At 70.0% G+C, this 26,570-nt stretch carries 28 protein-coding genes; 24 read left to right on the top strand and 4 right to left on the bottom strand.

The features are described 5' to 3' along the window. Window positions 1–36: 36 nt before the first annotated feature. From dapA to B9H04_RS08135, 6 genes are read left to right on the top strand one after another with little or no spacing between them, the layout of a single operon-like run. The gene (gene dapA, locus B9H04_RS08160; protein ID WP_049931249.1) at window positions 37–1,032 is read left to right on the top strand and encodes a 4-hydroxy-tetrahydrodipicolinate synthase; all 996 of its coding nucleotides are present in this window, start codon (window positions 37–39) and stop codon (window positions 1,030–1,032) included. Beyond that, complete coding sequence (gene dapB / locus B9H04_RS08155; protein ID WP_049931248.1) at window positions 1,029–1,820, top strand: 4-hydroxy-tetrahydrodipicolinate reductase; 792 nt, start codon at window positions 1,029–1,031, stop codon at window positions 1,818–1,820. The genes dapA and dapB overlap by 4 nt, the downstream gene beginning before the upstream one ends. Before the next feature lie 57 nt (window positions 1,821–1,877). Continuing rightward, a complete protein-coding gene (locus B9H04_RS08150; RefSeq protein ID WP_049931247.1) occupies window positions 1,878–2,717 on the top strand; it encodes a 2,3,4,5-tetrahydropyridine-2,6-dicarboxylate N-succinyltransferase in 840 nt (279 codons plus the stop codon). Beyond that, a complete protein-coding gene (lysA, locus tag B9H04_RS08145) occupies window positions 2,714–4,090 on the top strand; it encodes a diaminopimelate decarboxylase (RefSeq protein WP_049931246.1) in 1,377 nt (458 codons plus the stop codon). Before B9H04_RS08150 ends, lysA begins: the two co-directional genes overlap by 4 nt. Continuing rightward, window positions 4,087–5,001 carry a diaminopimelate epimerase gene (dapF, locus tag B9H04_RS08140; protein ID WP_049931244.1) on the top strand — a complete coding sequence of 305 codons (915 nt, stop codon included), beginning with the start codon at window positions 4,087–4,089 and terminating at the stop codon, window positions 4,999–5,001. The genes lysA and dapF overlap by 4 nt, the downstream gene beginning before the upstream one ends. Then, window positions 4,998–6,239 carry a M20/M25/M40 family metallo-hydrolase gene (locus B9H04_RS08135; RefSeq protein ID WP_049931243.1) on the top strand — a complete coding sequence of 414 codons (1,242 nt, stop codon included), beginning with the start codon at window positions 4,998–5,000 and terminating at the stop codon, window positions 6,237–6,239. Before dapF ends, B9H04_RS08135 begins: the two co-directional genes overlap by 4 nt. A gap of 15 nt (window positions 6,240–6,254) precedes the next feature. Here B9H04_RS08135 and B9H04_RS08130 read toward each other — a convergent pair whose 3' ends face one another. Continuing rightward, entirely contained in the window at window positions 6,255–6,752 is a 498-nt protein-coding gene (locus tag B9H04_RS08130) for a LabA-like NYN domain-containing protein (RefSeq protein ID WP_049931242.1), read from the bottom strand. A gap of 153 nt (window positions 6,753–6,905) precedes the next feature. Here B9H04_RS08130 and B9H04_RS08125 point away from each other — a divergent pair, with 153 nt between their 5' ends. The 18 genes from B9H04_RS08125 to B9H04_RS08040 all read left to right on the top strand — a co-directional run bounded on the left by B9H04_RS08125 (window position 6,906) and on the right by B9H04_RS08040 (window position 24,008). After that, window positions 6,906–8,009, top strand: coding sequence for an AI-2E family transporter (locus B9H04_RS08125; protein WP_049931240.1), 1,104 nt, complete (start codon window positions 6,906–6,908; stop codon window positions 8,007–8,009). Between the two features lie 138 nt (window positions 8,010–8,147). Further along, on the top strand, window positions 8,148–9,344 hold the full coding sequence (locus B9H04_RS08120; RefSeq protein ID WP_049931238.1) for an FtsZ/tubulin family protein: 1,197 nt from the start codon (window positions 8,148–8,150) through the stop codon (window positions 9,342–9,344). A gap of 96 nt (window positions 9,345–9,440) precedes the next feature. Then, complete coding sequence (locus B9H04_RS08115; protein ID WP_049931235.1) at window positions 9,441–10,175, top strand: hypothetical protein; 735 nt, start codon at window positions 9,441–9,443, stop codon at window positions 10,173–10,175. A 219-nt stretch (window positions 10,176–10,394) separates the two neighbouring features. Then, window positions 10,395–11,561 carry a 5-(carboxyamino)imidazole ribonucleotide synthase gene (locus B9H04_RS08110; RefSeq protein ID WP_085682594.1) on the top strand — a complete coding sequence of 389 codons (1,167 nt, stop codon included), beginning with the start codon at window positions 10,395–10,397 and terminating at the stop codon, window positions 11,559–11,561. A 9-nt stretch (window positions 11,562–11,570) separates the two neighbouring features. Then, a complete protein-coding gene (locus B9H04_RS08105; protein ID WP_085682593.1) occupies window positions 11,571–12,074 on the top strand; it encodes an NUDIX hydrolase in 504 nt (167 codons plus the stop codon). Between the two features lie 77 nt (window positions 12,075–12,151). Continuing rightward, window positions 12,152–12,760, top strand: a complete 609-nt coding sequence (gene purE / locus B9H04_RS08100) for a 5-(carboxyamino)imidazole ribonucleotide mutase (RefSeq protein ID WP_049931229.1) — start codon at window positions 12,152–12,154, stop codon at window positions 12,758–12,760. A gap of 393 nt (window positions 12,761–13,153) precedes the next feature. Further along, entirely contained in the window at window positions 13,154–13,570 is a 417-nt protein-coding gene (locus tag B9H04_RS08095) for an NADH-quinone oxidoreductase subunit A (protein WP_004596397.1), read from the top strand. Beyond that, window positions 13,570–14,268 (top strand): NADH-quinone oxidoreductase subunit B, encoded by a 699-nt coding sequence (locus B9H04_RS08090; RefSeq protein WP_006113007.1) that lies wholly within the window; start codon window positions 13,570–13,572, stop codon window positions 14,266–14,268. Before B9H04_RS08095 ends, B9H04_RS08090 begins: the two co-directional genes overlap by 1 nt. Beyond that, window positions 14,265–15,929, top strand: coding sequence for an NADH-quinone oxidoreductase subunit D (locus B9H04_RS08085; RefSeq protein WP_085682592.1), 1,665 nt, complete (start codon window positions 14,265–14,267; stop codon window positions 15,927–15,929). The genes B9H04_RS08090 and B9H04_RS08085 overlap by 4 nt, the downstream gene beginning before the upstream one ends. After that, window positions 15,929–17,002: a complex I subunit 1/NuoH family protein gene (locus B9H04_RS08080; RefSeq protein WP_049931226.1), complete on the top strand. Its 1,074-nt coding sequence runs from the start codon at window positions 15,929–15,931 to the stop codon at window positions 17,000–17,002. Before B9H04_RS08085 ends, B9H04_RS08080 begins: the two co-directional genes overlap by 1 nt. 1 nt (window position 17,003) lies before the next feature. Beyond that, a complete protein-coding gene (locus tag B9H04_RS08075; protein ID WP_049931224.1) occupies window positions 17,004–17,465 on the top strand; it encodes a NuoI/complex I 23 kDa subunit family protein in 462 nt (153 codons plus the stop codon). A gap of 49 nt (window positions 17,466–17,514) precedes the next feature. Next, entirely contained in the window at window positions 17,515–17,781 is a 267-nt protein-coding gene (locus tag B9H04_RS08070; RefSeq protein ID WP_049931222.1) for an NADH-quinone oxidoreductase subunit J, read from the top strand. After that, window positions 17,778–18,137 (top strand): hypothetical protein, encoded by a 360-nt coding sequence (locus B9H04_RS08065; RefSeq protein WP_049931220.1) that lies wholly within the window; start codon window positions 17,778–17,780, stop codon window positions 18,135–18,137. Before B9H04_RS08070 ends, B9H04_RS08065 begins: the two co-directional genes overlap by 4 nt. Further along, entirely contained in the window at window positions 18,134–18,454 is a 321-nt protein-coding gene (gene nuoK, locus B9H04_RS08060) for an NADH-quinone oxidoreductase subunit NuoK (RefSeq protein ID WP_049931218.1), read from the top strand. Before B9H04_RS08065 ends, nuoK begins: the two co-directional genes overlap by 4 nt. A gap of 1 nt (window position 18,455) precedes the next feature. Further along, the gene (gene nuoL, locus B9H04_RS08055; RefSeq protein ID WP_085682591.1) at window positions 18,456–20,504 is read left to right on the top strand and encodes an NADH-quinone oxidoreductase subunit L; all 2,049 of its coding nucleotides are present in this window, start codon (window positions 18,456–18,458) and stop codon (window positions 20,502–20,504) included. 14 nt (window positions 20,505–20,518) lie between these two features. Beyond that, window positions 20,519–22,033 carry a complex I subunit 4 family protein gene (locus B9H04_RS08050; RefSeq protein WP_049931345.1) on the top strand — a complete coding sequence of 505 codons (1,515 nt, stop codon included), beginning with the start codon at window positions 20,519–20,521 and terminating at the stop codon, window positions 22,031–22,033. Further along, complete coding sequence (locus B9H04_RS08045; protein WP_049931213.1) at window positions 22,026–23,528, top strand: NADH-quinone oxidoreductase subunit N; 1,503 nt, start codon at window positions 22,026–22,028, stop codon at window positions 23,526–23,528. The genes B9H04_RS08050 and B9H04_RS08045 overlap by 8 nt, the downstream gene beginning before the upstream one ends. A 159-nt stretch (window positions 23,529–23,687) precedes the next feature. Continuing rightward, the gene (locus B9H04_RS08040; protein WP_049931211.1) at window positions 23,688–24,008 is read left to right on the top strand and encodes a hypothetical protein; all 321 of its coding nucleotides are present in this window, start codon (window positions 23,688–23,690) and stop codon (window positions 24,006–24,008) included. Here the strand turns inward: B9H04_RS08040 and B9H04_RS08035 are convergent, their stop codons facing one another. From B9H04_RS08035 to B9H04_RS08025, 3 genes are read right to left on the bottom strand one after another with little or no spacing between them, the layout of a single operon-like run. Further along, window positions 24,009–24,239: an H/ACA ribonucleoprotein complex subunit GAR1 gene (locus B9H04_RS08035; protein WP_049931208.1), complete on the bottom strand. Its 231-nt coding sequence runs from the start codon at window positions 24,237–24,239 to the stop codon at window positions 24,009–24,011. Between the two features lie 2 nt (window positions 24,240–24,241). After that, the gene (gene srp19 / locus B9H04_RS08030; RefSeq protein ID WP_004596410.1) at window positions 24,242–24,520 is read right to left on the bottom strand and encodes a signal recognition particle subunit SRP19; all 279 of its coding nucleotides are present in this window, start codon (window positions 24,518–24,520) and stop codon (window positions 24,242–24,244) included. Between the two features lie 54 nt (window positions 24,521–24,574). Beyond that, window positions 24,575–26,446, bottom strand: coding sequence for a PAS domain-containing sensor histidine kinase (locus B9H04_RS08025; protein ID WP_049931206.1), 1,872 nt, complete (start codon window positions 26,444–26,446; stop codon window positions 24,575–24,577). Between the last annotated feature and the right edge of the window lie 124 nt (window positions 26,447–26,570).

Below are 26,570 nucleotides of genomic sequence, written 5' to 3'. Positions count from 1 at the left end.
GGCCCGCTTACCGATCCGGACCCACCGCAGCACCCCATGACAGACACGACCACCACGACACCCTACGCGACGCAGACGGACAGCCAGGCGACCGACGCGCCCTTCGAGGGCGTCTACCCGGCGATGACGACCCCGTTCACCGAGGACGACGCGGTCGACCACGACCAGCTCGCGGCGAACTCCCGGTACCTCGAACGCGCCGGCGTTGACGGCGTCGTCCCGGTCGGCTCGACGGGCGAGTCGGCGACGATGAGCCACGACGAACACGTCGCGGTAATCGAGACGGTCCGCGACGCGCTCGACGACATCCCCGTGATCGCGGGTACCGGCTCGAACAACACCGAGGAGGCGCTGTCGCTGTCGCGGCGCGCGGCCGACGCGGGCGCCGACGGCCTGCTGCTCATCTCGCCGTACTACAACATGCCCGAACCGCAGGGCTTCCTCGACCACTACCGGACCATCGCGGACGCGGTCGACCTCCCGCAGATCGTCTACAACGTCCCGAGCCGCACGGGCCGGTCGATCCCGGCCGATGTCACCGTCGAGCTGGCAGCACACCCGAACATCCGCGGCTACAAGGCGGCCTCCGGCGACCTCAACCTGATCAGCGAGGTGATCGAGCGGACCCGCGACGAGGCGTTCGCGGTGCTGTCGGGCGACGACGGGCTCACGCTCCCCGTCCTCTCGGTCGGCGGCACCGGGACGATCAGCGTGGTCGCCAACGTCGAACCCGAACGGACCTGCGCGATGGTCGGCGCCGCGCTCTCCGGCGACTACGACCGCGCGCGGACGCTCCACCACGAGCTGTCGCCGCTCGTCCGCGAGCTGTTCGCCGAGACGAACCCGATCCCGGTGAAGGAGGCGATGTACCTCCGCGGACGCGGCGCCCCCCGCGTCCGCTCGCCCCTCTCGCGGCTCTCCGAGGGACGCCGCGAGGCGCTCCGAGACCTGCTGGCCGCGTACGACGAGCGCGCGCCGGGGACGATCGACCCGACGGCCGTCGCTCCCGTCGGGACCGGGGGCGCCGAATGAGCGCCGACCCCCTGTCGATCGCCGTGACGGGCGCCGGCGGTCGCATGGGCCGCGAGGTGATCGAGGCCGCTGCCGCCCGGGAGGGCGTCACGGTCGCGGTCGCCGTCAACCGGACCGAGACCGACCCGGTCGCGGGCGTCGCGGTCGGGGACGCAGACCGCCTCGACGACCTGCTCGCGAGCGAGGCCACGGACGCCCTCGTCGACTTCACCGGCCCCGACTCGGCGGTCGCGTACGCCGCGGCCTGCGCCGACGCCGGCGTCCCCCTCGTCACCGGGACGACCGGGTTCGGGGACGCGCAGATCGACGACATCCGCGCCGCGAGCGAAGCTGTGCCCGTCCTCAAGGCGTCGAACTTCGCGCGGGGCGTCGCGGCGCTCCGCCGGGCGGTCCGCGAGGCGGCCGCGGCGCTGCCGGGCTACGACGTCGAGCTGACCGAGACGCACCACAACGCGAAGCGCGACGCCCCCTCCGGCACCGCGAAGTCGATCCTCGACGACGTGGAGGGCGTTCGCGAGGACCTCGACGAGCGCGTCCACGGCCGCGAGGGCGACGCGCCGCGCGAGTCCGGAGAGATCGGCGTCCACGCCCGCCGCGCTGGGGACGTGACCGGCGAACACGAGGTCCTGCTGGCCGGGAACCGCGAGACGCTCGAACTCACGCACCGCGCCGGCGACCGCGGGGTGTTCGCCGAGGGCGCGCTCGACGCCGCCGAGTGGCTCGCCGAGCGCGACCCGGGCTGGTACGGGTTCGGCGACGTGCTGGACGCCGGGGCCGCCGATGAATAACGACGAGACATACTTACTTCGACGAGTAAATACCGCTACTCATCCATACACCATCCAATGAGCCTCGAAGCCGACGTTTCCGATCTGTGGGACCGCTATCAGGACGGGCTGACCGCTGCGGACGCGACCGACGAGGACGCGGCCGTCGTCGACGAGTTCCTCGCCGCCCTGGAGGCCGGCGAGGTCCGCGCCGCAGAGAAGAGCGGCGACGACGTGACCTCGTGGGAGGCCAACGAGTGGGTCAAGCGGGGGATCCTGCTCAACTTCGGCCTGCGCGAGACGGAGCCCCGCGAGTACGGCGGCGTCACTTACCACGACGTGCTCCCGCTGCGCGACACTGCCGACCTCGCCGAGCGGGGCACGCGGAACACGCCGGACGGGACCGCGATCCGCCGCGGGGCGTACCTCGGCAGCGACTGTATCATGATGAGCCCCTCGTTCGTCAACATGGGGGCGTACGTCGGCGACGGCACGCTCGTCGACTCCTGTGACACCGTCGGCTCCTGCGCGCAGCTCGGCGAGAACGTCAAGCTCGGCGCCAACACTCTGATCGGTGGCGTCCTCGAGCCCGTCGAGGACGCGCCGGTAATCATCGAGGACGGTGTCTCCCTCGGCGCGGGCTGTCGGGTCACCTCGGGGTTCCGCGTCGGCGAGAACACGGTCGTCGGCGAGAACACCCTGCTGACCCCCCGAATCCCCGTCTACGACCTCGTCGAGGAGGAGGTCATCTACGGGCACCTCCCGGCCGAGCGACGGGCGTTCACCCGGATGGTGGAGTCGTCCGTCGGCGACCATGACCTGTTCGAGGGCGGGGCGTACAAGCCCGCGGTCGTGGCGACGCACGTTGAGGAGGAGACGCTGGAGGCAACGCAGCGGGAGGACGCGCTCCGCGAATGAGCGACGCCGAGGCGGCCGCGGGAGCGACCGACGAGGCGGACGGCGACAACCCCCCGGTCCGCCGCGTGAGCGACTGGGACGCCGGGCGCCTCCGCGGACTAGCCGACGCCCACGGGACGCCCCTGTACGTCCAGGACCTCGACCGGGTCCGCGAGAACTGCGAGCGCCTGCTCGCGGCGTTCCCCGACGCGGACGTGCGGTACGCCGTCAAGGCGCACACGGGCCAGGCCGTCTTGGAGACCGTTCGCGACGCCGGCCTCGACGCCGAGTGCGCCTCGGCGGGCGAGGTCGACCGCGCGCTCGCGGCGGGCTTCGACGGCTCCCGGCTCCACTACACCGCGGTCAACCCCCCCGCTCGCGACCTCGACTACGTCGCCGGCGTCGCGGAGGCCGACCCGGACCTCACCGTCACGGTCGGCGCGGTCGACACCCTCGACCGACTCGCGGAGCGCGGGTACGACGGCCGGGTCTGCGTCCGCGTGAACCCCGGCGTCGGCGCGGGCCACCACGAGAAGGTCACCACCGGCGGGGCCGCGAAGTTCGGGGTCCCGTACGACCGCGCCGCAGAGGTGACGCGGGACGCGGCCGAGCGCTTCGACGCGGTCGGGGTCCACGCCCACGCGGGCTCCGGGATCGACCCGGACCAGCTCGACAGCCACCGCGAACTGGTCGCGCGCATGGCCGACCTGGCGCGCGAGCTGACCGACCCGGATGCCGAGGGGGCCGCTCCCCTCGACCTCGAGTACGTCGACGTCGGCGGCGGGTTCGGCGTCCCCTACGAGGAGGACGCCCCGGCGCTCGACCTGCGGGCCGTCGCCGACGCCACCCGGGAGGCGGTCGCGCCGCTCCCCGAGGGCGTCGACCTCGCGATAGAACCCGGGCGGTACGTCGTCGCCGACGCCGGCGTCCTCCTGGCGCGCGTGAACACGGTGAAGCCGACGCCGGACGAGACGGTCGTCGGCGTCGACGCGGGGATGACGGACCTGCTCCGTCCGGCGATGTACGACGCGTACCACCCGATCCGCAACTTGGGGAGCGGGCGGGGGCGCGAGGGAGGCGACGCGCCCCCCGTCGGAGAGCGGGAGGCAACCCCTGTCACGGTCGCCGGACCTATCTGTGAGACCGGCGATGCGTTCTGTGAGAACCGAGCGCTCGCCGAGCCGGTCCGCGGAGACCTCCTTGCGGTCGGCGTCGCGGGCGCCTACGGGTACGAGATGGCGAGCCAATACAACTCACGACCGCGGCCCGCGGAGGTCGCGCTCGACGACGGAACCGCGACGATCGCCCGCCGCAGGGAGACGCTCGGCGACCTGACGACGGTCGAACGCGAGATCCCGCGCGACCGAGCCGGCCGATCGGAGGGCGACCGATGAGCGCCCACGCCGTCCCGGTGGAGAAGTACCACGGCACCGGCAACGACTTCATCGTCGTCGACGCGGACGCCGAGGGCGTCGGCGACCGCGCGGCGTTCGCGCGCGCGCACTGCGACCGCGGGACGGGCGTCGAGGGAGACGGGGACCGCCGCGGCGCCGACGGCGTCCTCTTCCTTAGCGTCGCTGAGCGGTTCGACCCGACCCGCGTCGTGATGACGCTGGTCCAGCCGGACGGCTCCACGGCGACGATGTGCGGCAACGGCGCCCGCGTCGTCGCGCGGTGGGCCAACGACCGAACGGGTGACCGCGAGTTCATGATCGACACGCAGGCCGGGACCCGGCGGGCGACCGTGAACGCGGACGCGACCGCGGCCACCATCGAGATGGGCGAGCCGACGTTCGACCCGCGTCGCGTTCCGGCCGCCCGCGGGGGCGCCCTCGCGGACGAGCCCCTCGTCGACGAGCCGGTCGCGGGGCTGCCCGTCACCGCCGTCAACACCGGCGTGCCACACGCGGTCGCGTTCGTCGACGGCGGGCGCGACGACCCCGACGGCATCGACGCGGTCGACCTCGACGCGGTCGCGCCGCCGGTCCGTCACGCCGACGCCTTCCCCAAGGGCGCGAACGTGAACCTCGCGGCCGTCGTCGACGACGGGTCGGGCGACGGCCCCGCGGTGCTCGACCAGCGCACATTCGAGCGCGGCGTCGAGGGGGAGACGCGGTCCTGCGGCACCGGCGCGGTCGCGGTCGTCGCGGCCGCCCGCCGGCTCGGACTGATCGAGGGCGAGACCGCGGTGAGCCGCCCCCCGGGCGGCGAGCTGGAGATCGCGGTTCCGGACCGCGGCCACGCCACCCTGACCGGTCCGGTCGCCCACGAGTTCTCGGGGACGCTCCCCGCCGACCCGCGATGAGCGACCGGAGCGACGCCACCCCGGGCCGCGACGACGAGTTCGACCCGGTCTCGTTCCTCGAAGACGCGGTCTCGATCGCCTCCCACGAGTCGGTCGAAGCGATGCGCGAGCTCGTCGTCGAGACGCTCGCGACTCGCGCGACCGACCCCGTCGTCGACGCCGACGGCTGCGTCCTCGCGGAGAAGCGATCCCCGGCGCCCGATTCGGGCCCGCACCTCGTGTTGAACACGCACCTCGACACGGTGACGCCGCACGTCCCGTTCGAGCGGGGCGAGGCGAGCGCGGATGAGCGCGGCGGCCCCGAGGCGGACGCCGCGGCCGGCGAAGCGGTGATCCGCGGGCGCGGCGCCTGCGACGCGAAGGGACCGCTTGCGGCGCTGTTGGCGGGCTTCCTCGCCGCCGACCCCGAGCGCGGCCGGATCACGCTGGCGCTCACGCCCGACGAGGAGGCGCTGTCGCTCGGCGCGGCGGCGCTGACGGGCCGACTCCCGGGGACCGACGACCGACTCGACGGCGACCTGTTCCTCGTCGGCGAGCCGACCGGGCTCGACGCCTGTACCGCGGCCAAGGGCCGGTTTCAGGCGACCGTCGAGCTGTCCGGAACGGCTGCCCACGCCGCGGAGTTCGCGGGCGCGAACGCGGTCGCCGCCGCGGAGGACGCGCTCGCGGCGATCCGGGCGTTCGACGCGGACGCAGCCGACCATCCGCAGCTCGGGTCGCCGAAGCTCACCCCGACCGTCATCGAGGGGGGTGCGGCGACGAACCAGGTGCCGGCGGACTGCGAGATCACGGTCGATCGGCGCAGCGTCCCGCCGGAGTCCGCCGAGGAGTTCCGGGAGTCGCTCGCGGCCGCGGTGCGGGCGTCGCTCGGCGACGGCGCTGGGGAGGACTCCGGCGACGTCGACACCGCGGTCGCGCTCACCGACCGCGAGTCGCCGTTCTTGGAGGCGTTCGCGACGGAACCAGACCACGAACTCGTCCGAACCGTCGCGGCCGCGGCGCGGGACGCGGGCGACGCCGTCGGTCTCCCGAGCGGGCGCGGCGGGGGCGTGCGCCCGTTCGGCGCGGCGACGGAGGCGTCGTACTTCGCGCCGGCGCCGACGGTCGTGTTCGGTCCGGGGGATCTTGCCGACGAAAGCGGGGCCGTCGCGCACGCCGAGCGGGAGTACGTCCGAGTGCGCGAGGTGGAGGCGGCGGCGGCGACGGTCGAGCGCGCGCTGTCGACGCTGCTCGGGTAGCCCTTCGGGTGGCTCCTACAACAGGAACTTCTCCTCGTCCTCCGCGAGGTCGACGAAGTCGTCGGCGGCCTCGATCAGCTCGTCGGCGGCGGAGTTGCCGAACCCCATCGCCTCCACCCGGACCCCCTCGTGACGGAGGTGCGAGCAGAGCCGGGCGAAGTCGCCGTCGCCGGTACAGAGGACGACGGTGTCGACGTGGCTCGCGAGCGAGACGGCGTCGAGGCTCATCCCGAGGTCCCAGTCGGCCTTCTTCGAGCCGTCCGCGAACGTCTTGATCTCCTTGATCTTCGTCTCGAAGCCGATGTCGCGGAGCGCCTCGAAGAAGCTCTCCTCCTCGGGGGAGTCGGCGCGGATCACGTACGCGATAGCGCGGACCAGCGACCGGTCCGCGACGGCCCCGTCGAGGAGGCCGGAGTAGTCGATGTTCCGCGAGTAGAAGCTCTGTGCCGAGTGATACAGGTTCTGTGAGTCCGCCAGCACCGCGACGCGCTGGTCCGGGTGAATGTCGGTCATGGGTCTCCATTCACCCCCCGCCGTTAGGGGTTTTGGGATCGGCGCGACCGCCACCCGCGGTCGGTCCCGTCGCGCACGACTCCCCGTGCGGTCCCGGCGGACGGGACCGTTACGACCACCATAGTTTATACCGAGCCCTGAAGACCGTGGCCCATGGACGAGAAGCGGTTCGTCGTCGCCCTCTTCGGCCTCGCGGTCGCGATCGTCGCCGGCTACGTGGCTTATCGGTTCGTCGCCCCGCTCACCGTCGCCGTCTTCCTCTACTACTCGACGCGGCGCTTCTACCACCGGCTCGAACGCTTCCGGCTCCCGTCTCGGGTGCGCGCGGTCGTGTCGCTGTCGCTCATCGGCGTCCCGCTCATCGGCCTAGTGAGCTACACGCTGGTGTTGCTAATCCTGGAGGCGCGGCGGTTCATCGAACAGTACCCCGTGGCGGACACCATCGGCGCGGAGAACTCGGTGATCGGGGACCTCGCGGAGCTGTCGAACCCGACGGCCGACGAACTGCTCACCGCGTACCGCTCCGGGCAGTTCGACCCGCTCATCGACCTCGTCTCCGAGCAGGCGTCGCTCCTAGCGAGCACGGTCTCCGGGCTCGCCCTGAACCTGCTCATCACCGTGGTCGTCACCTACTACCTGCTCATCGACGGCGACAAGTTCCACGACTGGCTGCTCAGCTTCGACGACGACGCGATCGTCCGCGAGTACCTCGAGACCGCCGACGCAGAACTGGAGGCGGTGCTGTACGGGAACCTCCTCAACGTGATCGCCATCGGGGTCATCGCGGTCGTCACCTACCTCGGGTACAACGCGGTCGCCCCCGCCGCGGTCGAGATCCCGTACCCGACGCTCGCGGGCGCGCTCACCGGCGTCGCCAGTCTGATCCCCGTGATCGGCATGAAGATCGTCTACATCCCGCTCGCGGCGGCGATGTCTGTCCCCGTCGCGCTCGACGGCGAGGTCTCGCTGCTCGTCTACGTTGCCGGGTTCCTCGCCGTCGCGGTCGTGGTCGTCGACACCGTCCCGGACATCGTCCTCCGACCGTACTTCAGCGGCGAGACGACGCACGTCGGGCTGCTCATGCTCGCGTACATCTTCGGCCCGGTCGTGTTCGGCTTCCACGGCCTGTTCCTCGCGCCGATCATCCTCGTGTTGGCGCTGACGTTCGCGGACACCGCGCTGTTGCGCCTGCTCGGCGTGGAGCCGGACCCGGGGTCCGAGGTCCCCGCCGGCCAGCGTCGGCTTGACGAATTCTGAGTCGTCGCGGGGCCCCGAATTCTGAGTCCTCGCGGGGCCCGGTGTGTCGAGCGCGCGGTCGTCGGACCACTCGGCCGTCTAACCCGTCGGCCGCGGCGAGCCGAAGTCATTTATCCCCGGTCGACGACCGGGGTACGTATGCGACTACACGTCATCGGCCTCGGCGGGGCCGGGGGGCGGATCGCCGACCGACTCGCCGCCGACCGCGGCGGCGATCCGTTCCTCGCGGGCGTTCACGCCTTCGACACGGACATCGACGCGCTCGGGGCGCTGGACGCCCTCGGCGAGGAGCGTCGGTACCGGTTCGGCGACGCCGCGGGCGGGGACGGGCTCGGCGGCGACCTCCACGCGGGCCGCCGGCTCGGCGACGCCCACGCGAGCGAACTCGGCAGGGCGCTGGACGACCAGCGGCCCTCCCTCGCGGAGGCGTTCCTGCTCGTCGTCGGCCTCGGCGGCGCGGCCGGCGCGGGCGCGGCCCCTGCGCTCGCCGAGGAGCTCTCCCGGCTCTACGACGCCCCCGTCTACGCCTTCGGGTTCCTCCCGACGCCGGGCGAGACGGAGGAACCGGACGACGGCGGTCCCGCGAGCGCGTCGGACGGCCCCGCGGGCGCGCCTACCGACGGGGCCGATGCTGCGGGACCGGGCGGCGACCCGGCGCCGCCGACGCTCCATCGGCCGCTGGCCGAGCGGAACGCCGCGCGGACGCTCGACGCGCTCTCGGACCGCTGCGCGGCGGTCTTCCCCTTCGACAACGCGGCGTGGATCCGATCTAGAGAGACGCTCGGGGACGCCCGCGGGCGACTGAACGAGGTCGCCGCCGAACGGATCGCGGCGCTGTTCGGCGCCGGCGAGACGCCGGACGGAACGGAGACGCCACAGCAGGTGCTCGACGCGAGCGACATCGCGCGCGCCGTGGGGAGCAACGGCGAGATCGCGGCGATCGGCCACGCGACGCAGGCGGTGGACCCGCCCGACTCGGGGTCCCGATTTGGGCTCGGGCTGTTCGGCTCCGATGAGCCCGCCGAGGTGGACACGAGCGCCGCGGTGTCGGCGATCGAGACGGTCATCCGGAAGGCGACCCGCGGGAAGAACACGATCGAGGTCGCCGGCGGGCGCGCCGACCGGACCCTCCTCGTGGTCGGCGGCCCGCCCGCGTGGCTCAACCGAGAGGCGATCGCCGACGGGCGGCGCTGGCTCGCCGACGAGACCGGCTCGGACGCGATACTGAGCGGCGACGCGCCGGTCGCCGACGGCGACGCCGTCTCGGCGGTCGTGATCCGCTCGGGGCTCGACGAGCCGGAGCGGATTCGAGCGATACGCGAGACGATCGAGTGACTGCGCCGCCGCTGATCGGCGGGGAAGCGTAGATAGACAACCGCGGACCGGACGCCGACCCGAACCGGTTAACCGAGTGGCGCGCCCAGTGAACCCGTGACGACGCAGGCAGACCTCGGAATCGACCTCGACGTGCGCGACGCCGCAGCCGTCGCGGAGCGCCGCGACGAGATAGTCGCCGCCGTGCGCGACCACGCGGGGCGGATCGCCTACCAGCTCGCGCGGCTCCAGGGCGGTGACTACGGGCGCGAAACGCTCTCGACGCCCGGCGGCGAGTGGACGGTGAAACACGAGGCTGGCGAGCTGGAGTTCCTCCTGTTCTCGCCGAAGTCGGGCTCGGACACGTACGTGATCTCGACGAAGCAGCCGCCGGAGCCGGCGGCGCTTTCGACCGCGCTCGACGACTACGCGGCGTTCGTTGCCGCGTGGAACGAGCACGTCGACTCGCTCTCGGGCGTCCTCGACGGCGTGAGCGCGGAGTTCCCAGAGCCGGCGACCACCGAGGGCGTGGTGGCCGAGCGCGACCGCGTCCTCGACGAGATCCGCGACACCTGCGCGGTGATCGCCGGGGAGATACACCGGTACGAGGGAGACGATTACGGGACGTTCACCGCGCGCGTCAAGGGCGACCGCTGGGAGCTGAAACACGACGAGGGGGCCGTCTCGTACCTCCGGATCGGGGGGTCCGGTGGGCTCTACCTCCTCTCGCAGTACGGCGCCCCCTCCGCGGCCGACGTCCGGGAGTACGCCGACCGGTTCCGCGGCTTCGTCGAGACGTACAACGAGTTCGTCGACGAACTCGAGAGCGACCTCGAACGGATCTCCGTCTGACTCGCCCTCCCAGCCCCTCGCTCGGCCTGTCGGTTCGTCCCGTCCGCCCCTCGTTCGGCTCGTCGGTCCGTCCCCTTCGGCCCCCGCTCAGCCTGTCGGTTCGTCCCGTCCGTCCTTCCGACGCACCGAGGCAGCTCTCTCGGCTTTGATCCGTATCTGTGTGTATTCGACGGGTCGATTGGCAATACTTATTCATCTCTGTTGGGTACCGACCCGCACATGTCGATCACTCTTCCGGGGCCGACGCTCGGCGTCGTCGGCGGCGGTCAGCTCGGCCGAATGCTGGCCGAGGCCGCCGCGCCGCTCGGCGTCGACCTCGTCGTGTTGGACCCGACGCCCGACTGTCCGGCGGCGCCCGTCGCGGCCGACCAGATCGTCGCGGACTTCGACGACGCGGACGCGATCGGCGAACTGGCGGCCCGCGTCGACGCCCTGACCTTCGAGATCGAGCTCACGGACCCGGCGGTCCTCGCGGCCGCGAGCGAGGACCACGACGTGCCGGTCCACCCCGACCCGGCCACGCTGGAGACGATTCAGGATAAGCTGGTCCAGAAGGAGGCGCTCGCCGACGCGGGGATCCCGGTCCCCGAGTTCGTCGCGGTCGCCACCGCCGAGGGGCTCGAACGCGTCGTCGAGGAGTTCGGCGGCGTCATGCTGAAGGCCCGCGAGGGCGGCTACGACGGCCGCGGGAACGTCCCGGTCGAGACGCCCGACGAGGCGGCCGCCGCGCTCGACCAGATTGGCGGCGCGGCGATGGCCGAGGAGTTTCTCGACTTCGAGCGTGAGATCGCCGTGATGGGCCTGAAAGGCGCCGACGGCGAGACGCGGACGTACCCGGTCACGGAGACGGTCCACCGCGAGGAGATCCTCCGCGAGAGCGTCAGTCCCGCCCGCGCCGACGACGCGGTCGTCGCCGAGGCGGAGTCGGTCGCCCGCGACGTACTGGCGGTCCTCGACGGCCGGGGCGTCTACGGGATCGAACTGTTCGAGACCCGCGAGGGGGAGGTGTTGGTCAACGAGATCGCGCCGCGCCCGCACAACTCCGGGCACTGGACGATCGAGGGCGCGCGCACCTCGCAGTTCGAGAACCACGTCCGCGCCGTGCTGGGGTGGCCGCTCGGCCCGACCGACCTCGTCGCGCCCGCGGTCACGGCGAACGTCCTCGGTGACGCAGAGGCGACCGGACCGGCGACGCTCCGGAACGTCGAGTCCGTCCTCTCCGCGCCCGACGCCGACCTCCACTGGTACGGCAAAGACGACGTGTACCCGCTCCGGAAGATGGGGCATCTGACCGTGCCCGGCGGAAGCGACGACGGGGCCGACCGCGACGCGCTGCTCTCACACGCGCGAGAACTCCGGGACGGACTGACGTTCCGCGACGCGTAGCTCGCCCCGATGTCTGACAACGCTCCCGGCGGCGTCGCGCCAGGCGCCCCTCGCGAGTCGCAGTCGATCCGGCTCCCGGAAGAGCGGATCGAGGCCCTTCGGGAGTGGGCGGAGGCGGGAACCGGCTTGACCGCCGCCGCCCGCGTCCGCGACCCCGACGGTCGGATTGCGCTCGTGAAGACCTCGTGGTCGGACGGGTGGGTCCTTCCGGGCGGCGCGGTCGAACCCGACGAGTCGCCCCCGACCGCGGGGGCGCGGGAGGGCCGCGAGGGGACGGGACTCGGCGCGGCGATCGACGACCCGGTCGGCGTCTTCGAGCAGTCGTACGTCGGCGCCGAGAGCGGTGCGGTCGCGTTCGAGGCTGAGTACGTCGTCTACGCGGCCCGCGCCGCGGGGCGTATTCCCGACGCCGCCGGTCTCGGTGTCTCTCCCGACGAGATCCGCGCCGCACGGTGGTTCGAGGCGGTCCCAACCGCCCTCCACGACGGCGCCCTGCTCCGCCCGTACCTCTGAACGCCGTCCGGGAGACGGAGCACACCGGCGTCGCCGCATCCGGGAGTTCCTTGTAGCCCTCCGCCGAACGTCCGATCATGACCATGGTAGACGACCTGATCGAGCGGCTCGAATCGGAGGCTGCGGCGGACGCCGACCCGTCGACCACCCCCGACGTGGGGATCATCATGGGCTCCGACTCGGACCTCCCCGTCATGGAGGGCGCCTACGAGGCGCTCGACGACCTCGGCTTCGCGGAGCAGACCGACTTCGGCGACGCGCCGGACGCGCGGTTCACCTACGAGAGCTACGTCGTCTCCGCGCACCGGACGCCAGAGCTGATGTACGCGTACGGGGAGACGGCGACGGCCCGCGGGCTGGACGTGATCGTCGCAGGCGCGGGCGGGAAGTCCGCGGACCTGCCGAACATGACCGCCTCGATCGCGTATCCGGTCCCCGTGATCGGCGTGCCGGTTCAAGAGAAGTCGGTCGACTCCGTGATCGGCATGCCGACCGGGGCCCCGATCGTCGCCGTCGACGCCGGGAAGTCGTACAACGCGGCGCTGTCGGCGGCGCAGGTGCTCGCGCGCGAACACGACGAGGTCGAAGAGCGACTGCTCGACCTCCACGACGGGCAGAAAGCGGGCGTCGCGGACGTTTCCGCTGACCTCCACGACCTCGGTATCGACGGGTTCCGCGACCGGTGAGGGGGCGTCCGTCCGCTCCGTGGCCGCCCACTCGCGTCTCCCTCGACCGCGACCGTGCCGTGCCTCACGCCTCCCCAGCCTCGCTGTTCGCGCTCTCCGAGCGCTCACCGCTCCATCGCGCGTGCTGCCTCGCGGGCCTCCGTCCCGCTCGTAGGCACGCGCCACCGCGACCGCGCGTCGGTTTATAAAACCGGATGCCTCGTCTCCCACCGAATCACCGTCCCCCTCCCCACTCGCACGCGGGTTCACGATCGAGGGCCGATCGAGGACTCTCGGTCGCTTCGGCGTCGCTTCGACCGCGAACGGCCGGTACCGGCCCGCACACGCGGGGACGCACAAGACTCAACGCTTATGAGGGGGCGGTCCAAACCCCAGCACGTTACGGAGACCTATATGAGCGATTGGATAGCGATTGGCGCCTTGGCGGTCGTCGGCCTGCTCATCCCGATAGCGATGATGACAGTGTCGGCGCTGCTCCGTCCGAGCGTGCCTGAGACCGGTAAAAGTACCACCTACGAGTCCGGCGAGACCCCGACGGGCGGAACCCGCATCCGGTTCAACATCCAGTACTACATGGTCGCGCTGTTGTTCGTCGTGTTCGACATCGAGACCGTGTTGCTGTTCCCGTGGGCTGTCATCTACCGCCCGGCCGTCCAGGCCGGCGTGCCGATGGCCGACCTGCTGTGGCCGATGTTGGCCTTCGTCGGAATCCTCGCGGTCGGACTCGTCTGGGCGTGGCGGTCGGGGGCGATCAGCTGGGCCCGCAGCCCCCGCGCGACCAGCAGAAAAACGACGGAGGACATCAACTAATGAGCAGCGATCAACCGTTTATCACCGACGAATCGCAGGTCGTAACCGAGACGAGGGACGCCCGGATGACCGGGCAGGGGGACCGGTTCAACTCCCGGCTCCGCGAGGCGTTCGGCTCCTCGCCGTTCATCCTCACCAAGTTCGACAAGTTCCTGAACTGGTGTCGGGGCTCCTCGATGTTCATGCTACAGTTCGGTATCGCCTGCTGTAGCATCGAGATGATGCACACCTACGCGGTGAAACACGACCTCGACCGCTTCGGGTCGGGCGTCCCCCGCGCCTCGCCGCGGCAGGCCGACGTGATGATCGTCCCCGGGACGATCGTCTCGAAGTTCGCTCCGCGGATGAAGCGCGTCTACGACCAGATGCCCGAGCCGAAGTTCGTCGTCGGCATGGGCTCGTGTACCATCTCCGGCGGCCCGTTCCAGGAGGGGTACAACGTGATCAAGGGCGCCGAGGAGGTCATCCCGATCGACATCCACGTCCCCGGCTGCCCGCCCCGCCCCGAGGCGCTCGTGTACGGCGTCGTGAAACTACAGGAGCGCGTCGCCAACGGCGAGGCCGCGCCCGTCACCGTCAAGCCGTACGAGCTGGAGGAGTTCTCGGACCTCGAACGCGACGAGCTCGTCGACAAGCTGGCCGACCAGATCGACGACGACGAACTCGTCATGCGGTACAACTTCGCTGATTCGCCATGAGCCTCGAACGACCAGACAGAGTCGACGACGACGCCGTCGAGCGCACCCCCGACGAGCTGGAGGCGCTGCTCGGCGACCTCGTCGTCGACCGCGACGACCATCTGAACGCGCCCGGGTTCGTCATCCGCCCGGACACCGTTCAGGAAACGCTTCGGACCCTGAAAGAGCAGGCGGGGTACGACCACCTCTCCGTGGTCTCCGCACAGGAGTACGAGAACCGCTACGAGTCCATCTACCACCTGAAGAAGTACGACGATCCGACCCAAGAGGTCAGCATCGTCGTGCCCGCCGACAAGGACGACCCCGTCTCCGAGTCGGCCGAGCCCGTCTTCCGCACGGCCGACTGGCACGAGCGGGAGGCGTACGACCTGATCGGGATCGAGTACGACGACCACCCCGACCTCCGTCGGATCCTGCTCCCCGAGACGTGGCAGGGCCACCCCCTGTCGATGGACTACGACAAGGACCGGCCGCAGATCGCCACGCTGCCGGAGCACGCGAACCCGCTGGAGGACCACCACAAGGACGCCGAGTCCGACACGATGTTCCTCAACATCGGGCCGCACCACCCCGCGACCCACGGCGTCCTCCACCTGAAGACGGTGCTCGACGGCGAGCAGGTCGCCGACGTTGAGCCAGACATCGGCTACCTCCACCGCAGCGAGGAGCAGATGGCGCAGTCCGGGACGTACCGCCACCAGATCATGCCGTACCCCGACCGCTGGGACTACATCTCGGCGGGCCTGCTCAACGAGTGGGCGTACGCCCGCGCGGCCGAGGACCTCGCGGACATCGAGGTGCCCGAGTACGCGCAGGTCATTCGGACGATGGGCGCGGAGATGTGCCGGATCGCCGCGCACATGCTCGCGCTCGCGACGTTCGCGCTCGACATCAACGGCGACTTCACGGCGACGTTCATGTACGCCATCAACGACCGCGAGCGCGTCCAGAACCTCTTGGAGGACCTGACGGGCCAGCGGCTGATGTTCAACTACTTCCGGCTCGGCGGGGTCGTCTGGGACCTGCCGGAACCGCGCGAGGAGTTCTTCTCGAAGACCCGGGACTTCCTCGACCAGCCCCCGGAGTCCGTCGAGGAGTACCACAACCTGATCACCTCGAACGAGGTGTTCCAGATGCGGACCATCGACACGGGCATCCTGCCGCCGGAGGTCGCGAAGAACTACGGCGCGACCGGCCCCGTCGCCCGCGGCTCGGGGGTCGACTACGACCTCCGCCGCGACGACCCGTACGGCTACTACGACGAGCTCGATTGGGACGTCGTCACCGAGGACGGCGGCGACAACTTCAGCCGCCTGCTCGTCCGGATGCGCGAGGTCGAGGAGTCCGCGAAGATCATCGAGCAGTGCGTCGACCTGCTCGAGGACTGGCCCGAAGACGAGCGCAACATCCAGGCGAACGTGCCGCGCACGCTGCGCCCGGACGACGACACGGAGATCTACCGCGCCGTCGAGGGCGCGAAGGGCGAACTCGGCATCTACATCCGCGCGGACGGCACGGACAAGCCGGCGCGGTTCAAGATCCGGTCGCCGTGCTTCTCGAACCTCCAGACGCTGCCGGAGATGGCGAACGGGGAGTACATCCCCGACGTCATCGCGGCCCTCGGTAGCCTCGACGTCGTTCTCGGGGAGGTGGACCGCTGATGGGTACGGCCCCCGCACAGCTGTTCCCCGAGTTCATCGTCGACACGCTCGGGCTCGACAGCGTCATCGGCGAGGTCGCGGCCTCGCTGGTCGCCGCCTTCGTCGTCGGAAACATCATCCTCGCGTTCACGGGCGTCGCGGGCCCGTGGGCGAAACGGAAGATCACGGCGGCGTTCACCGACCGGATCGCGGTCGACCGGATCGGCCCGTTCGGCCTGCTCATCATCCCGGCGGCCGCGATCCAGCTCCTCGCGAAGGAGCTGATCATCCCCGAGGGCGTCGACCGCCCTTCGTGGGACATCGCGCCGATCATCCTGCCGTCGTCGGCGCTGCTCGGCTTCTCCGTGATCCCGATGGGCCAGCTCGGTCCGATCAACCTCCACCTCGCGGACCCCGAGGTCGGGTTCGCGCTGGTGTTCGCGTTCGCGTCGATCGCCTCGGTCTCGCTGGTGATGGCCGGCTACGCGTCGAACAACAAGTACTCGCTCCTTGGCGGTCTCCGCGCCGTCGCGCAGAACCTCGCGTACGAGATCCCGCTCATCGTCACGGCGATGTCGGTCGTGATCTTCTCCGGCACGCTCCAGATGAGCGGCGTCGTCGGCGCGCAGACGGAGACGCTCGTGACGATCGCCGGCGTCTCGATCCCGTCGTGGTACGCCCTCGTGAACCCGTTCGCGTTCGTGCTGTTCCTCACGGCGAACATGGCGGAGATCGGGCGGAATCCGTTCGACATCCCCGAGGCGCCGACCGAGATCGTCGGCGGGTACCAGACGGAGTACTCCTCGGCGTACTTCGTCCTCTTCTACCTCGGCGAGTTCGTCCACATCTTCCTCGGCGGGGCGATCCTCGCCGTGACGTTCCTCGGCGGGGCCTCCGGGCCCGGTCCGGAGAGTATCAGCTTCATCTGGTTCGTGGTGAAGATCTGGGGCTTCTTCCTGTTCACGCAGTGGGCCCGCGCGGCGCTGCCCCGCGTCCGTATCGACCAGCTGATCGAAATCGGCTGGAAGGGAATGCTGGTGCTGTCGTTCGCGAACCTGGTGCTCACGGCCGTAATCGTGGGGGTGATCGCGTAACATGATTGGACTCATGAAATCCATGGCGACGACGATGAAGCACGCGCTGGACGGGAATACGTTCACGGTGGAATACCCGGAGGACGCGCCCGAAGTGAGCCCGCGGTTCCGCGGGGTCCACAAGTTCAGCCAGGAACGGTGTATCTGGTGTCGGCAGTGCGAGAACGTCTGTCCGAACGACACGATCCAGATCGTTCAGGACGACCAGCGCAACGGTGAGCAGTACAACCTCCACATCGGGCAGTGCATCTACTGCCGGCTCTGCGAGGAGGTCTGTCCCGTCGACGCGATCCTGTTGACGCAGAACTTCGAGTTCACCGCCGACACGAAAGACGACTTCGTGTTCAACAAAGAACAGCTCAAGAACGTCCCGTGGTACAAGGGGATCGACCCGCTGGAGTCCCGCAATCCCGATCGCGGCGCGTGGATCGGGGAGGGTGACGGCGAGGTCGACTACCAGTAGCGGGCTCGTCTCGAAATCTTCAAAGGGGTTCTCATAGGAGACAAACACAATGGTTTATCCTACCATCGCGTTCGGGCTGTTCGCCGCGGTTACGCTGGCGTTCGCCCTCGGGGTCGTCCTGGCGCGCGACGTGTTCCACGCCGCGCTGCTGCTGGGCGGAGCCCTCACGAGCGTCGCGGTGCACTACGTGATGCTGCGGGCGGAGTTTATCGCCGCCATGCAGATCCTCGTCTACGTGGGCGGGGTTCTCATCTTGGTCACGTTCGCCGTGATGCTCACGCGATCTGATTCTGAAACGGAGGTGAGTAGCGCGTGAGCAACGACGAGAGCCGCGGGTCGCGGATCGCCCCCGCGGTCGCCGTGGGCGCCCTGTTCGCCGTGCTGGCCGCGACGATCAACGCGGCGACGTTCGGCTTCGAGGAGGTGGGCTTCCCGGCTGACGCTTCGATCGTCCACAACCTCGGGTACGCCCTGTTCAACCTCGGCGCGTACGACATCGCGACCATCCCCGCGGAGGGGTTCCTCGCGGCCTTCCTGATCGCCGCGGTCGCGCTCGACGTCGCGGTCGACGGCGCTGTCTACCTCGCGAAACGCGAGGAGGACGGGTCGGTCATCTCGGCGGTCGGACAGGCGTTCACGGACGGCGGACGCGACGGAGGTGACCGGCAGTGACCGCCGTCGCGTCCTCCATTCCGCCGTCGTGGTACCTGCTGCTGGCGGCGGCCGTCTTCTGCGTCGGTCTGTTCGGCGTGCTGACGCGCCGGAACGCGCTGTACTTCCTCATGAGCGTCGAGCTCATGATGAACGCGGCCAACATCAACTTCGTCGCGTTCGCGCTCTACTACGGCGACCTCACGGGGCAGGTGTTCGCGCTGTTCGTCATCGCGCTCGCCGCCGCCGAGGTCGCCATCGGCATCGGCATCATACTCGTGTTATACCGCAACTTCGGCACGACAGACGTGACTGTTCCCGCGGAGATGAGGTGGTAAGATGGTGAACGCATTCGCATACGTCCCGGCGATCGTGCTCCTCCCGTTCTTCTCGTTCCTGGTCGCGCTCGGCGCGGGCAGGTACCTCCCGAAGGGCGGCGCGTTCGGCGGTATCGCCGCGACCGCGGGCTCGTTCCTGCTGTCGATCTGGGTCGCGGCGACCGTCGCGGGCGGACGGGCGTACAACGAGACGCTGTACTACTGGGCGAGCGAGGGCGGTGCCGGCATCGGCCCGACGGACATCGAGCTCTCCTTCGGCGTCCTGATCGACCCGCTGTCGGCGCTCATGCTCGTCCTCGTGACGCTCGTGGCGCTTCTCGTCCACGTGTTCTCGCTCGGCTACATGAACGACGAGGGCGAGACCGGCCTGCCGCGCTACTACGCCGGCCTCGGTCTGTTCACGGCCTCGATGCTCGGGTTCGTCGTCGCCGACAACCTCCTGATGGCGTTCATGTTCTTCGAGCTGGTCGGGCTCTGCTCGTACCTGCTCATCGGCTTCAACTTCCGGGAGCCGGGCCCGCCGTCGGCGGCGAAGAAGGCGTTCCTCGTCACCCGCTTCGGCGACTACTTCTTCCTCGTCGGCGTCGTCGCGGTGTTCGCCACCTTCGGCACGGCGCAGTTCGCCGGTCCGGAGTCGTTCCCGGCGCTCGCCGACGCGGCGCTCAACGGCTCCGGCTCGGTCGCGTGGACGCCCGGCGGTGTCGAACTCGGGACGTGGCTGACCGTCGTCGGCCTGCTCGTCTTGGGCGGCGTGGTCGGGAAGTCCGCGCAGTTCCCGCTTCACACGTGGCTCCCCGACGCGATGGAGGGCCCGACGCCCGTCTCGGCGCTGATCCACGCCGCGACGATGGTCGCGGCCGGCGTCTACCTCGTCGCGCGGATGTACGGGTTCTACGTGCTGACGCCGACGACGATGGCGGTCATCGCCTTCATCGGCGGCTTCACGGCGCTGTTCGCTGCGACGATGGGGCTCGTGAAAAACGAGCTGAAGCAGGTGCTCGCGTACTCCACCATCTCCCAGTACGGGTACATGATGCTCGCGCTCGGCGCGGGCGGGTACGTGGCCGCGGTCTTCCATCTGACCACCCACGCGTTCTTCAAGGCGCTGCTGTTCCTCGGCGCCGGGTCGGTCATCATCGCGATGCACCACAACGAAGACATGTGGGACATGGGCGGGCTGAAGTCGAAGCTGCCCGTCACCTACTACACCTTCCTCGCCGGGTCGCTGGCGCTCGCGGGCATCTTCCCGTTCGCTGGCTTCTGGTCGAAAGACGAAATCCTCTACGAGGCGCTCGTCCACGGCCTCAACGACCCGCTGCTGCTCGGCGGCTACCTGATGGGGCTGCTCGCGGTGCCGGTCACCGCGTTCTACACCTTCCGGATGGTGTTCCTGACCTTCCACGGCGAGCCCCGCAGCGACACCGCGCGCGACCCCGTCCCGGTCCGCTGGAACGTGAAGGGGCCGCTGACGGTCCTCGGCTCGCTCGCGGTCGTCACCGGGTTCATCAACATGGTGCCGGTCCAGAAGGTCCTCGGCATCGAAGGGATCGACCTGCTTCACCTGTGGCTCGACAACCACTGGGGCGGCATCGAGGGCCTCTCCTCGCACCACTACGCCGACTTGGGTCCCTACAGCAGCGGCTACCTCGTCGGCGGTGAGACCGGGACCGTCCTCGTCGGCGCGGCCGTCTCGCTCGGCTTAGCGCTGCTCGGACTCGGACTCGCCTGGCGGCTCTACAACGTGCCGTCGCCCGCGGAACACACCGCCAAGCTCGGCGGCATCAAAGACGTGCTGTACAACAACTACTACCTCGACGAACTGCAGGTCTGGCTCGCGTATCGCACGGAAGACGTCGCGGGCGGCGCGAACGTCTTCGATCAGGGAATCATCGACGGCGTCGTGAACGGCGTCTCCTCGGTGAGCCTCACCGGCGGCGGTCGGATCCGTCAGCTCCAGTCGGGGATCGTCTCGCAGTACGCCGCCCTGCTCACCTTCGGACTCGTCGCGCTGTTGCTCGTGCTCGGCGCGACCGGGGGGTGGTTCCTGTGATACTCGAAGCGCTCATGGCGGCCGCCTTCGTCGGCGCGCTGACCGTGTTCCTCGCGCCCGACGAGTGGGCCGGCCGCTTGTCGTTCGCGATCAGCCTGATCCCGTTCGTCGGCAGCCTCTACCTGTGGTCCGGCTTCGAGGCCGGCGGCAACGCCCTGCTGGGCGGGGAGATAGCGTACGCGACGCAGATCGAGTGGCTCGAAGTCGGCGGCCGCAGCGTCTCGTGGTTCGTCGGCCTCGACGGGATCAGCCTCCCGCTGTTCGTGCTCACGACGTTCCTCGTCCCGCTGGCGATCGTCAGCGCGTGGACGCCCGTGGACTCGCGGCAGAGCCAGTTCTACGGGCTCATGCTGTTCATGGAGGCGAACCTGCTGGGCGTGTTCGCCGCGCTCGACTTCTTCCTGTGGTTCGTCTTCTGGGAGGCCGTGCTGGTCCCGATGTACTTCCTCATCGGGATCTGGGGCGGTCCGCGCCGCAAGTACGCCGCGATCAAGTTCTTCGTGTACACGAACGCGGCGTCGCTACTGATGTTCATCGGCTTCATGAGCCTCGTGTTCGCGCTCGGCGACTCGGTGTCGTCGTTCGCCTTACCCGAGATCGCGCAGGCGATCGCCGCGGGTGACTTGGGCACGTGGTTCGGCATCGCGCCGGACCGCCTCGCCCTGTTCGCGTTCCTCGCGATGTTCCTCGGGTTCGCGGTGAAGGTCCCGATCGTGCCGTTCCACACGTGGCTGCCGGACGCGCACGTTCAGGCGCCGACCCCCGCGTCGGTGCTGCTGGCGGGCGTCCTCCTGAAGATGGGGACGTACGCGCTGCTCCGGTTCAACTTCACGATGCTGCCCGACCAGGCGTCGATGCTCGCGGTTCCGATCGCGGCGATCGCCGTCATCAGCGTCATCTACGGCGCGATGCTGGCGCTCGCACAGAAGGACCTCAAGCGCATCGTCGCGTACTCGTCGGTCTCGTCGATGGGGTACGTCATCCTCGGGCTCATCGTGTTCACCGAGTACGGGGTCGGCGGCGCGACGTTCCAGATGGTCGCGCACGGCCTCATCTCGGGACTGATGTTCATGGCGGTCGGCGTCATCTACAACACGACCCACACGCGGATGATCGGCGACATGGGCGGCATGGCCGACCGGATGCCGGTCACCGTCGGGATCCTCGTCGCCGGCGCGTTCGGCTACATGGGGCTCCCGCTGATGGCCGGCTTCGCGGGCGAGTTCTTCATCTTCGTCGGCTCGCTGTCCGCCCCGTCGCTCCCGTACGCGCCGGTGTTCACGGCGCTCGCGATGTTCGGTATCGTCATCGTCGCCGGCTACCTGCTGTCGGCGATGCAGAGTACGCTGTTCGGTCCGTTCGAACTGGAGACCGACTACGACGTGGGGCCCGCGCCGTTCCACGACGTCGCCCCGCTCGCGGTGCTGCTGGTAGCGATCATCGTGCTCGGCGTTGCGCCCGACATCTTCTTCGAGATGATCCGCGACGCTGCCCTACCCGTGGTAGAGGGGGTGACGATCAATGGTTAACGGCCTGCCCGGCGTGACGGCGCTGCTGCCGGCGCTCCTGCTTGCCGTCACCGGTCTCGCGCTGCTCTTGGTCGACACGGTCCGGCCGGACGCGCGGTCGAACACGTCGATGGCGGTCGTCGGCGCGATCGGGTCTCTCGCCGCGCTCGCGGCGAGCGTCTGGCTCACCGCCAGCGGCGGTGTGAGCCCGGACGGCGGCGCGGTGTTGCTGTTCGCGGACGCGGTGAAGGTGGACACGCTGTCGCTGTTCTTCACCGCCATCTTCGCGTCGGTGACCGCGCTGGTGCTCGTCGCGGCCCACGACTACTTCCACGACCACGACAACCCAGCGGCGTTCTACTCGCTCGTGACGTTCGCCGCGACCGGCATGGCGCTTCTGGCGGTCGCGAACTCGCTCGCGGTCGTGTTCGTCGCCTTAGAGATGGTGTCGCTGCCCTCGTACGTGCTCGTCGCGTACCTCAAGCAGAACCGCGGGAGCGTCGAGGCGGGGCTGAAGTACTTCCTCGTCGGCGCGCTCTCGTCGGCTATCTTCCTGTTCGGCATCTCGCTCGTGTACGCCGCGACGGGCTCGCTGATCCTCGCCGACATCGCGTCGGCCTCGATCGACGGGCTGGCCGGCGTGCTCGGCGTCGGCGTCGTGATGATGATCGGCGGCGTCGCCTTCAAGACGGCCTCCGTCCCGTTCCACTTCTGGGCGCCGGAGGCGTACGAGGGCGCGCCCGCGCCGGTGAGCGCGTTCCTCTCGTCGGCCTCGAAGGCCGCCGGGTTCGTCGTCGCGTTCCGCGTGTTCACCGAGGCGTTCCCGCTGGAGATGGCGGCGTCGGCGAACGTCGACTGGATGCTCGCGTTCGCGATCCTCGCGGCCGTCACGATGACGCTCGGTAACTTCGCGGCCGCGGTCCAGGAGGAGGTCAAGCGGATGTTGGCCTACTCCTCGATCGGGCACGCCGGATACGCGCTCATCGGCGTCGCCGCGCTCACGGTCGACGGGCCCGCCAACGGCACCGTCATGGGCGCCGCGATGGCGCACCTGCTCGTCTACGGGTTCATGAACACCGGCGCGTTCCTCTTCGTCGCGATGGCGGAGCGGTGGGGCGTCGGCCGCACCTTCGCGGACTACGCGGGGCTCTGGCGGCGCGCACCGGTCGCCTCCGTCGCGATGGCCGTGTTCATGTTCTCGCTGGCGGGGCTCCCGCCGTTCGCCGGGTTCTTCTCGAAGTACTTCCTGTTTCAGGCGGCCATCGACAACGGCTTCCTGTGGCTCGCCGGGCTCGGCGCGATAAACAGCGTCGTGTCGCTGTACTACTACAGCCGGGTCGTGAAGGCGCTGTTCCTGGACGACCCCGCGTCGCCGAGCGCGCTCGACGCGATCGACGTGCGGCCGACGGCGCTGTACGCCGCGGTCATCTTCGCGGCGGTCGCGACGGTGCTGCTCCTGCCCGGCTTCGGGCCCGTCATCGAGACGGCCGAAGCGGCGGCCTCCGCGCTGTTCTGACCGGCGGCTCCGCAGCGCTGAGCGGTCCGTTCCGCCGGTCGATTTCTGTTTCCGCTGTTCTCCGCGTCACCACTCACCGCGCCCCGGAGGGCGGTTTCGGTCGCCGAACCCCGCACCGCCGACCACAGATACTCATTCGTTCGCCCCGTTACTGTGTTCGTGTCCCGGAGCCACACCTATCGGTGTCTGAACTGCCTCGACGCCACCGTCACGCGCACCTTCGACACGTCGCACTTGTCCCGGACCTGTCCGGACTGCGGCTCGTTCGAGCGGTTCGCGAACGAGGCGGTGATCGAGCGGTTCGAGTCGCTGGAGGCGTCGCCGCCGGCGGAGTTCGACTGGGACCGACTGGAGCGGCGGGAGAAGCTGCTCGTCGCCGAGCGCCTCGCTCGCACGGACAAGACGCTCGCGGACTTCGACGTGGCGGTCGACGAGGAGGCGGCGGAGGGACGAACGACACCCGAGCCGGGCGACGCGTAGCTACCGCGCGTACAACTTTTCGCCGAGGAGGTCGGCGAGTCCGACGCTGTCGCCGGGCGTGATCGCCACGTAGGGGCGGTCGATAGGACCGAACACGTCGACGACGCGGCCGACCGTCGAGAGCGACTCGTCGACGATGCTCGCGCCGATCCGGGGCGGATCGTTGCCGGCGTCGCCGCGGGCGATCGCGAGTCCGCCGGCCGTGCGGACGACGGTGCCGACGCGCCGCACGGTTACTCCCGGAGCACGCCGAGGTACGCGGCGATCGCCTGAACGAGGTCGTTTTTCGCGGTGTCTTCGGTGCCTTTGACGACGACGGAGCCCCGTGGCTCGAACTCCCGGGAATACGTCGCGTCGCGCTCGACGACCGCGTCGTAGCCCACCTGCTGGACGGCTTTCGCTATCTCGTCGACGGTCGGCGCTTCGACCGCCAGATCCGTCGGGACGCGGCGCCCCTCGGACCGCGACAGCTCGGCGTCGAAGTATGCGGGGTAGACGACGTTCTCGACCATACCGGATACCTTCGCGCGCGGCGTAAGGTCGTTTCGGACCGCCGCCGGGCGCGTTCAGGGGACCCGGAACTCGAAGCGCGCCCCGCCGCCCTCGGCGGCGAGCGCGTGCGCGCTCCAGCCGTGGGCCTCGGCGATGCGCTCGCTGATGGCGAGTCCCAGTCCCGTCCCCGACTCGTCGGTCGTGAACCCGCTCTCGAACACATTGTCGGCGTCGTCCGGGAGCCCGCTCCCGTCGTCTTCGACGTAGAAGCCGTCGGTCGCGGTCCCGTCGTCGCGACGCGTCAGCGCTCCGACGCGGACCGAGAGCGGCTCGTCGGGGGAGTCGCGGCCGTGGTCCGCGCTGTTCCGGTAGACGTTCTCAAGCAGCTCGCAGAGCCGCGTCCGGTTCGCGTCCAGCGTCGCGTCCGTCTCGACGTCGAGGGTCGCGTTCGCCATGTCGACGCACTCCCACGCCTCGCGCGCGACGTCCACCACCGAGACGGACTCGGTCTCTCCCACCGAGCGTCCCTCCCGGGCCAGCGACAGGAGGTCCGCGACGAGTTCGTCCATCCGCCCGAGCGCGTCCGCGGCCTTCTCTAGGGGCGCCGTGTCGTCCGTCTCGCGGGCGAGGTCGACGTACCCCTCCGCGACCGACAGCGGATTCCGGAGGTCGTGCGAGACGATGGACGCGAACTCGTCGAGTCGCTCGTTCTGCCGCCGGAGAGTCTCCTCGCGCTCCCGTCGGTCGGTGACGTCGGTGTAGATGGCGTACCCGGCCGCGTTGGCGGCGTCGAGGTGGATCGGAATGACGTGGAGGATGAAGTGACGCGGCCCCTCCGCGGTGGTCCGGGTCACCTCCCGGCGGACGTTCTCGCCGCACTGTAAGCGCTCGTTGAGGTCGTCGGCCTCCGACTCGGCGTCGGGGGGGACTATGTACTCGTCGATGGACTCGCCGAGCACGGTCTCGGCCTCGTAGCCGAACGTCGCCTCGAACGCGTCGTTCACCTGTCGGGCGATCGGCTCGCCGTCGACGTAGTCGTAGGCGACGGCGGGGTCCGGTACGTTCGTGAACAGCGCGAGCAGCCTGTCGCGTTCGGTCCGGAGCGCCTCCGTGACCCCGATCCGGTCGAGCGTCTCTTCGAGGTGGGAGGCGAGCAGCTCCGCCAGCCGGCGGTCGGCGTCGTCGAACGCGTCGCCGTCGTCGACTCCGTCGGCGGCGAGCTGGAAAACGACGTCGTCGCCCACGGGAACGGTGAGCAGCGTACCGAACTGGCCCTCTGGGTTCGGGTTCGGGGCGATCGACGCGTCGCCCGTCTGGACGGTCCTGCCGGCCACGCCGGCGCCGACGCGGACCCGGTTACAGTCCTCGACGGGCGTCCCGCTGGAGGCGACCACGGGCTCGACCCACTCGCCGTCCCGAACGGCGACGACGGCGTGATACTCCGGAAACACCTGCTCGGTGACGGCGATGGCCGCACGATACGCCTCGTCGACCGACCTGACGGCGGCGAGCTCCGCCATCCCGGCGTTGAGCTGTTCGATTCGCGACGGGGTCCGGGTCGGCTTCGCCCGGACGGTCGACCGTTGATCCCGGGCGAGCAGCCACGAGACCGTCTCCGAGAGCGCCTCGGGCGTTCCGGCGACCGCGTCGACGAGCGGATCCGTCGCGGTCCGGCCCGTCGGATCGTCGACGTACGCGATCACGTACTCGACGGCCTCGGCCGAGCGGACCCGGTCGAGCCCCGCCTCGTCGGTGACGGCCGCCACGTCGACGTCCGCGAGGCGCTCCTCGTCGACGTCGGCGGGAGCTGTCGCGTGGGTCTCGACCGCGACCGGTCCGTCGTCGCCGCGGTTCTCTGGGTCGGCCCCCGACTCGACCTCGTCGGTGAGTCGGGGGTCGTCTGCGAGCACGAGAACGGACGCGCGCTCACCCAACGCAGGAGTCACAATTGTACGAATTAGTACACGCCGAGAGCATAAAACTTCGTACCGATCTCCGCAGTCGGGCGGTTCGGGCCGTCCCGCGCTCCGCCCTCCTCGCCGGCGACGAGCGACCCCGGAACCCTTTTGG

This window comes from Halorubrum ezzemoulense DSM 17463, assembly GCF_002114285.1.
In the GTDB taxonomy this organism is placed as follows: domain Archaea; phylum Halobacteriota; class Halobacteria; order Halobacteriales; family Haloferacaceae; genus Halorubrum; species Halorubrum ezzemoulense.
The sequence above is the reverse complement of the archived record's forward strand: the minus strand, read 5'-3'. Positions and strand labels throughout refer to the sequence as shown.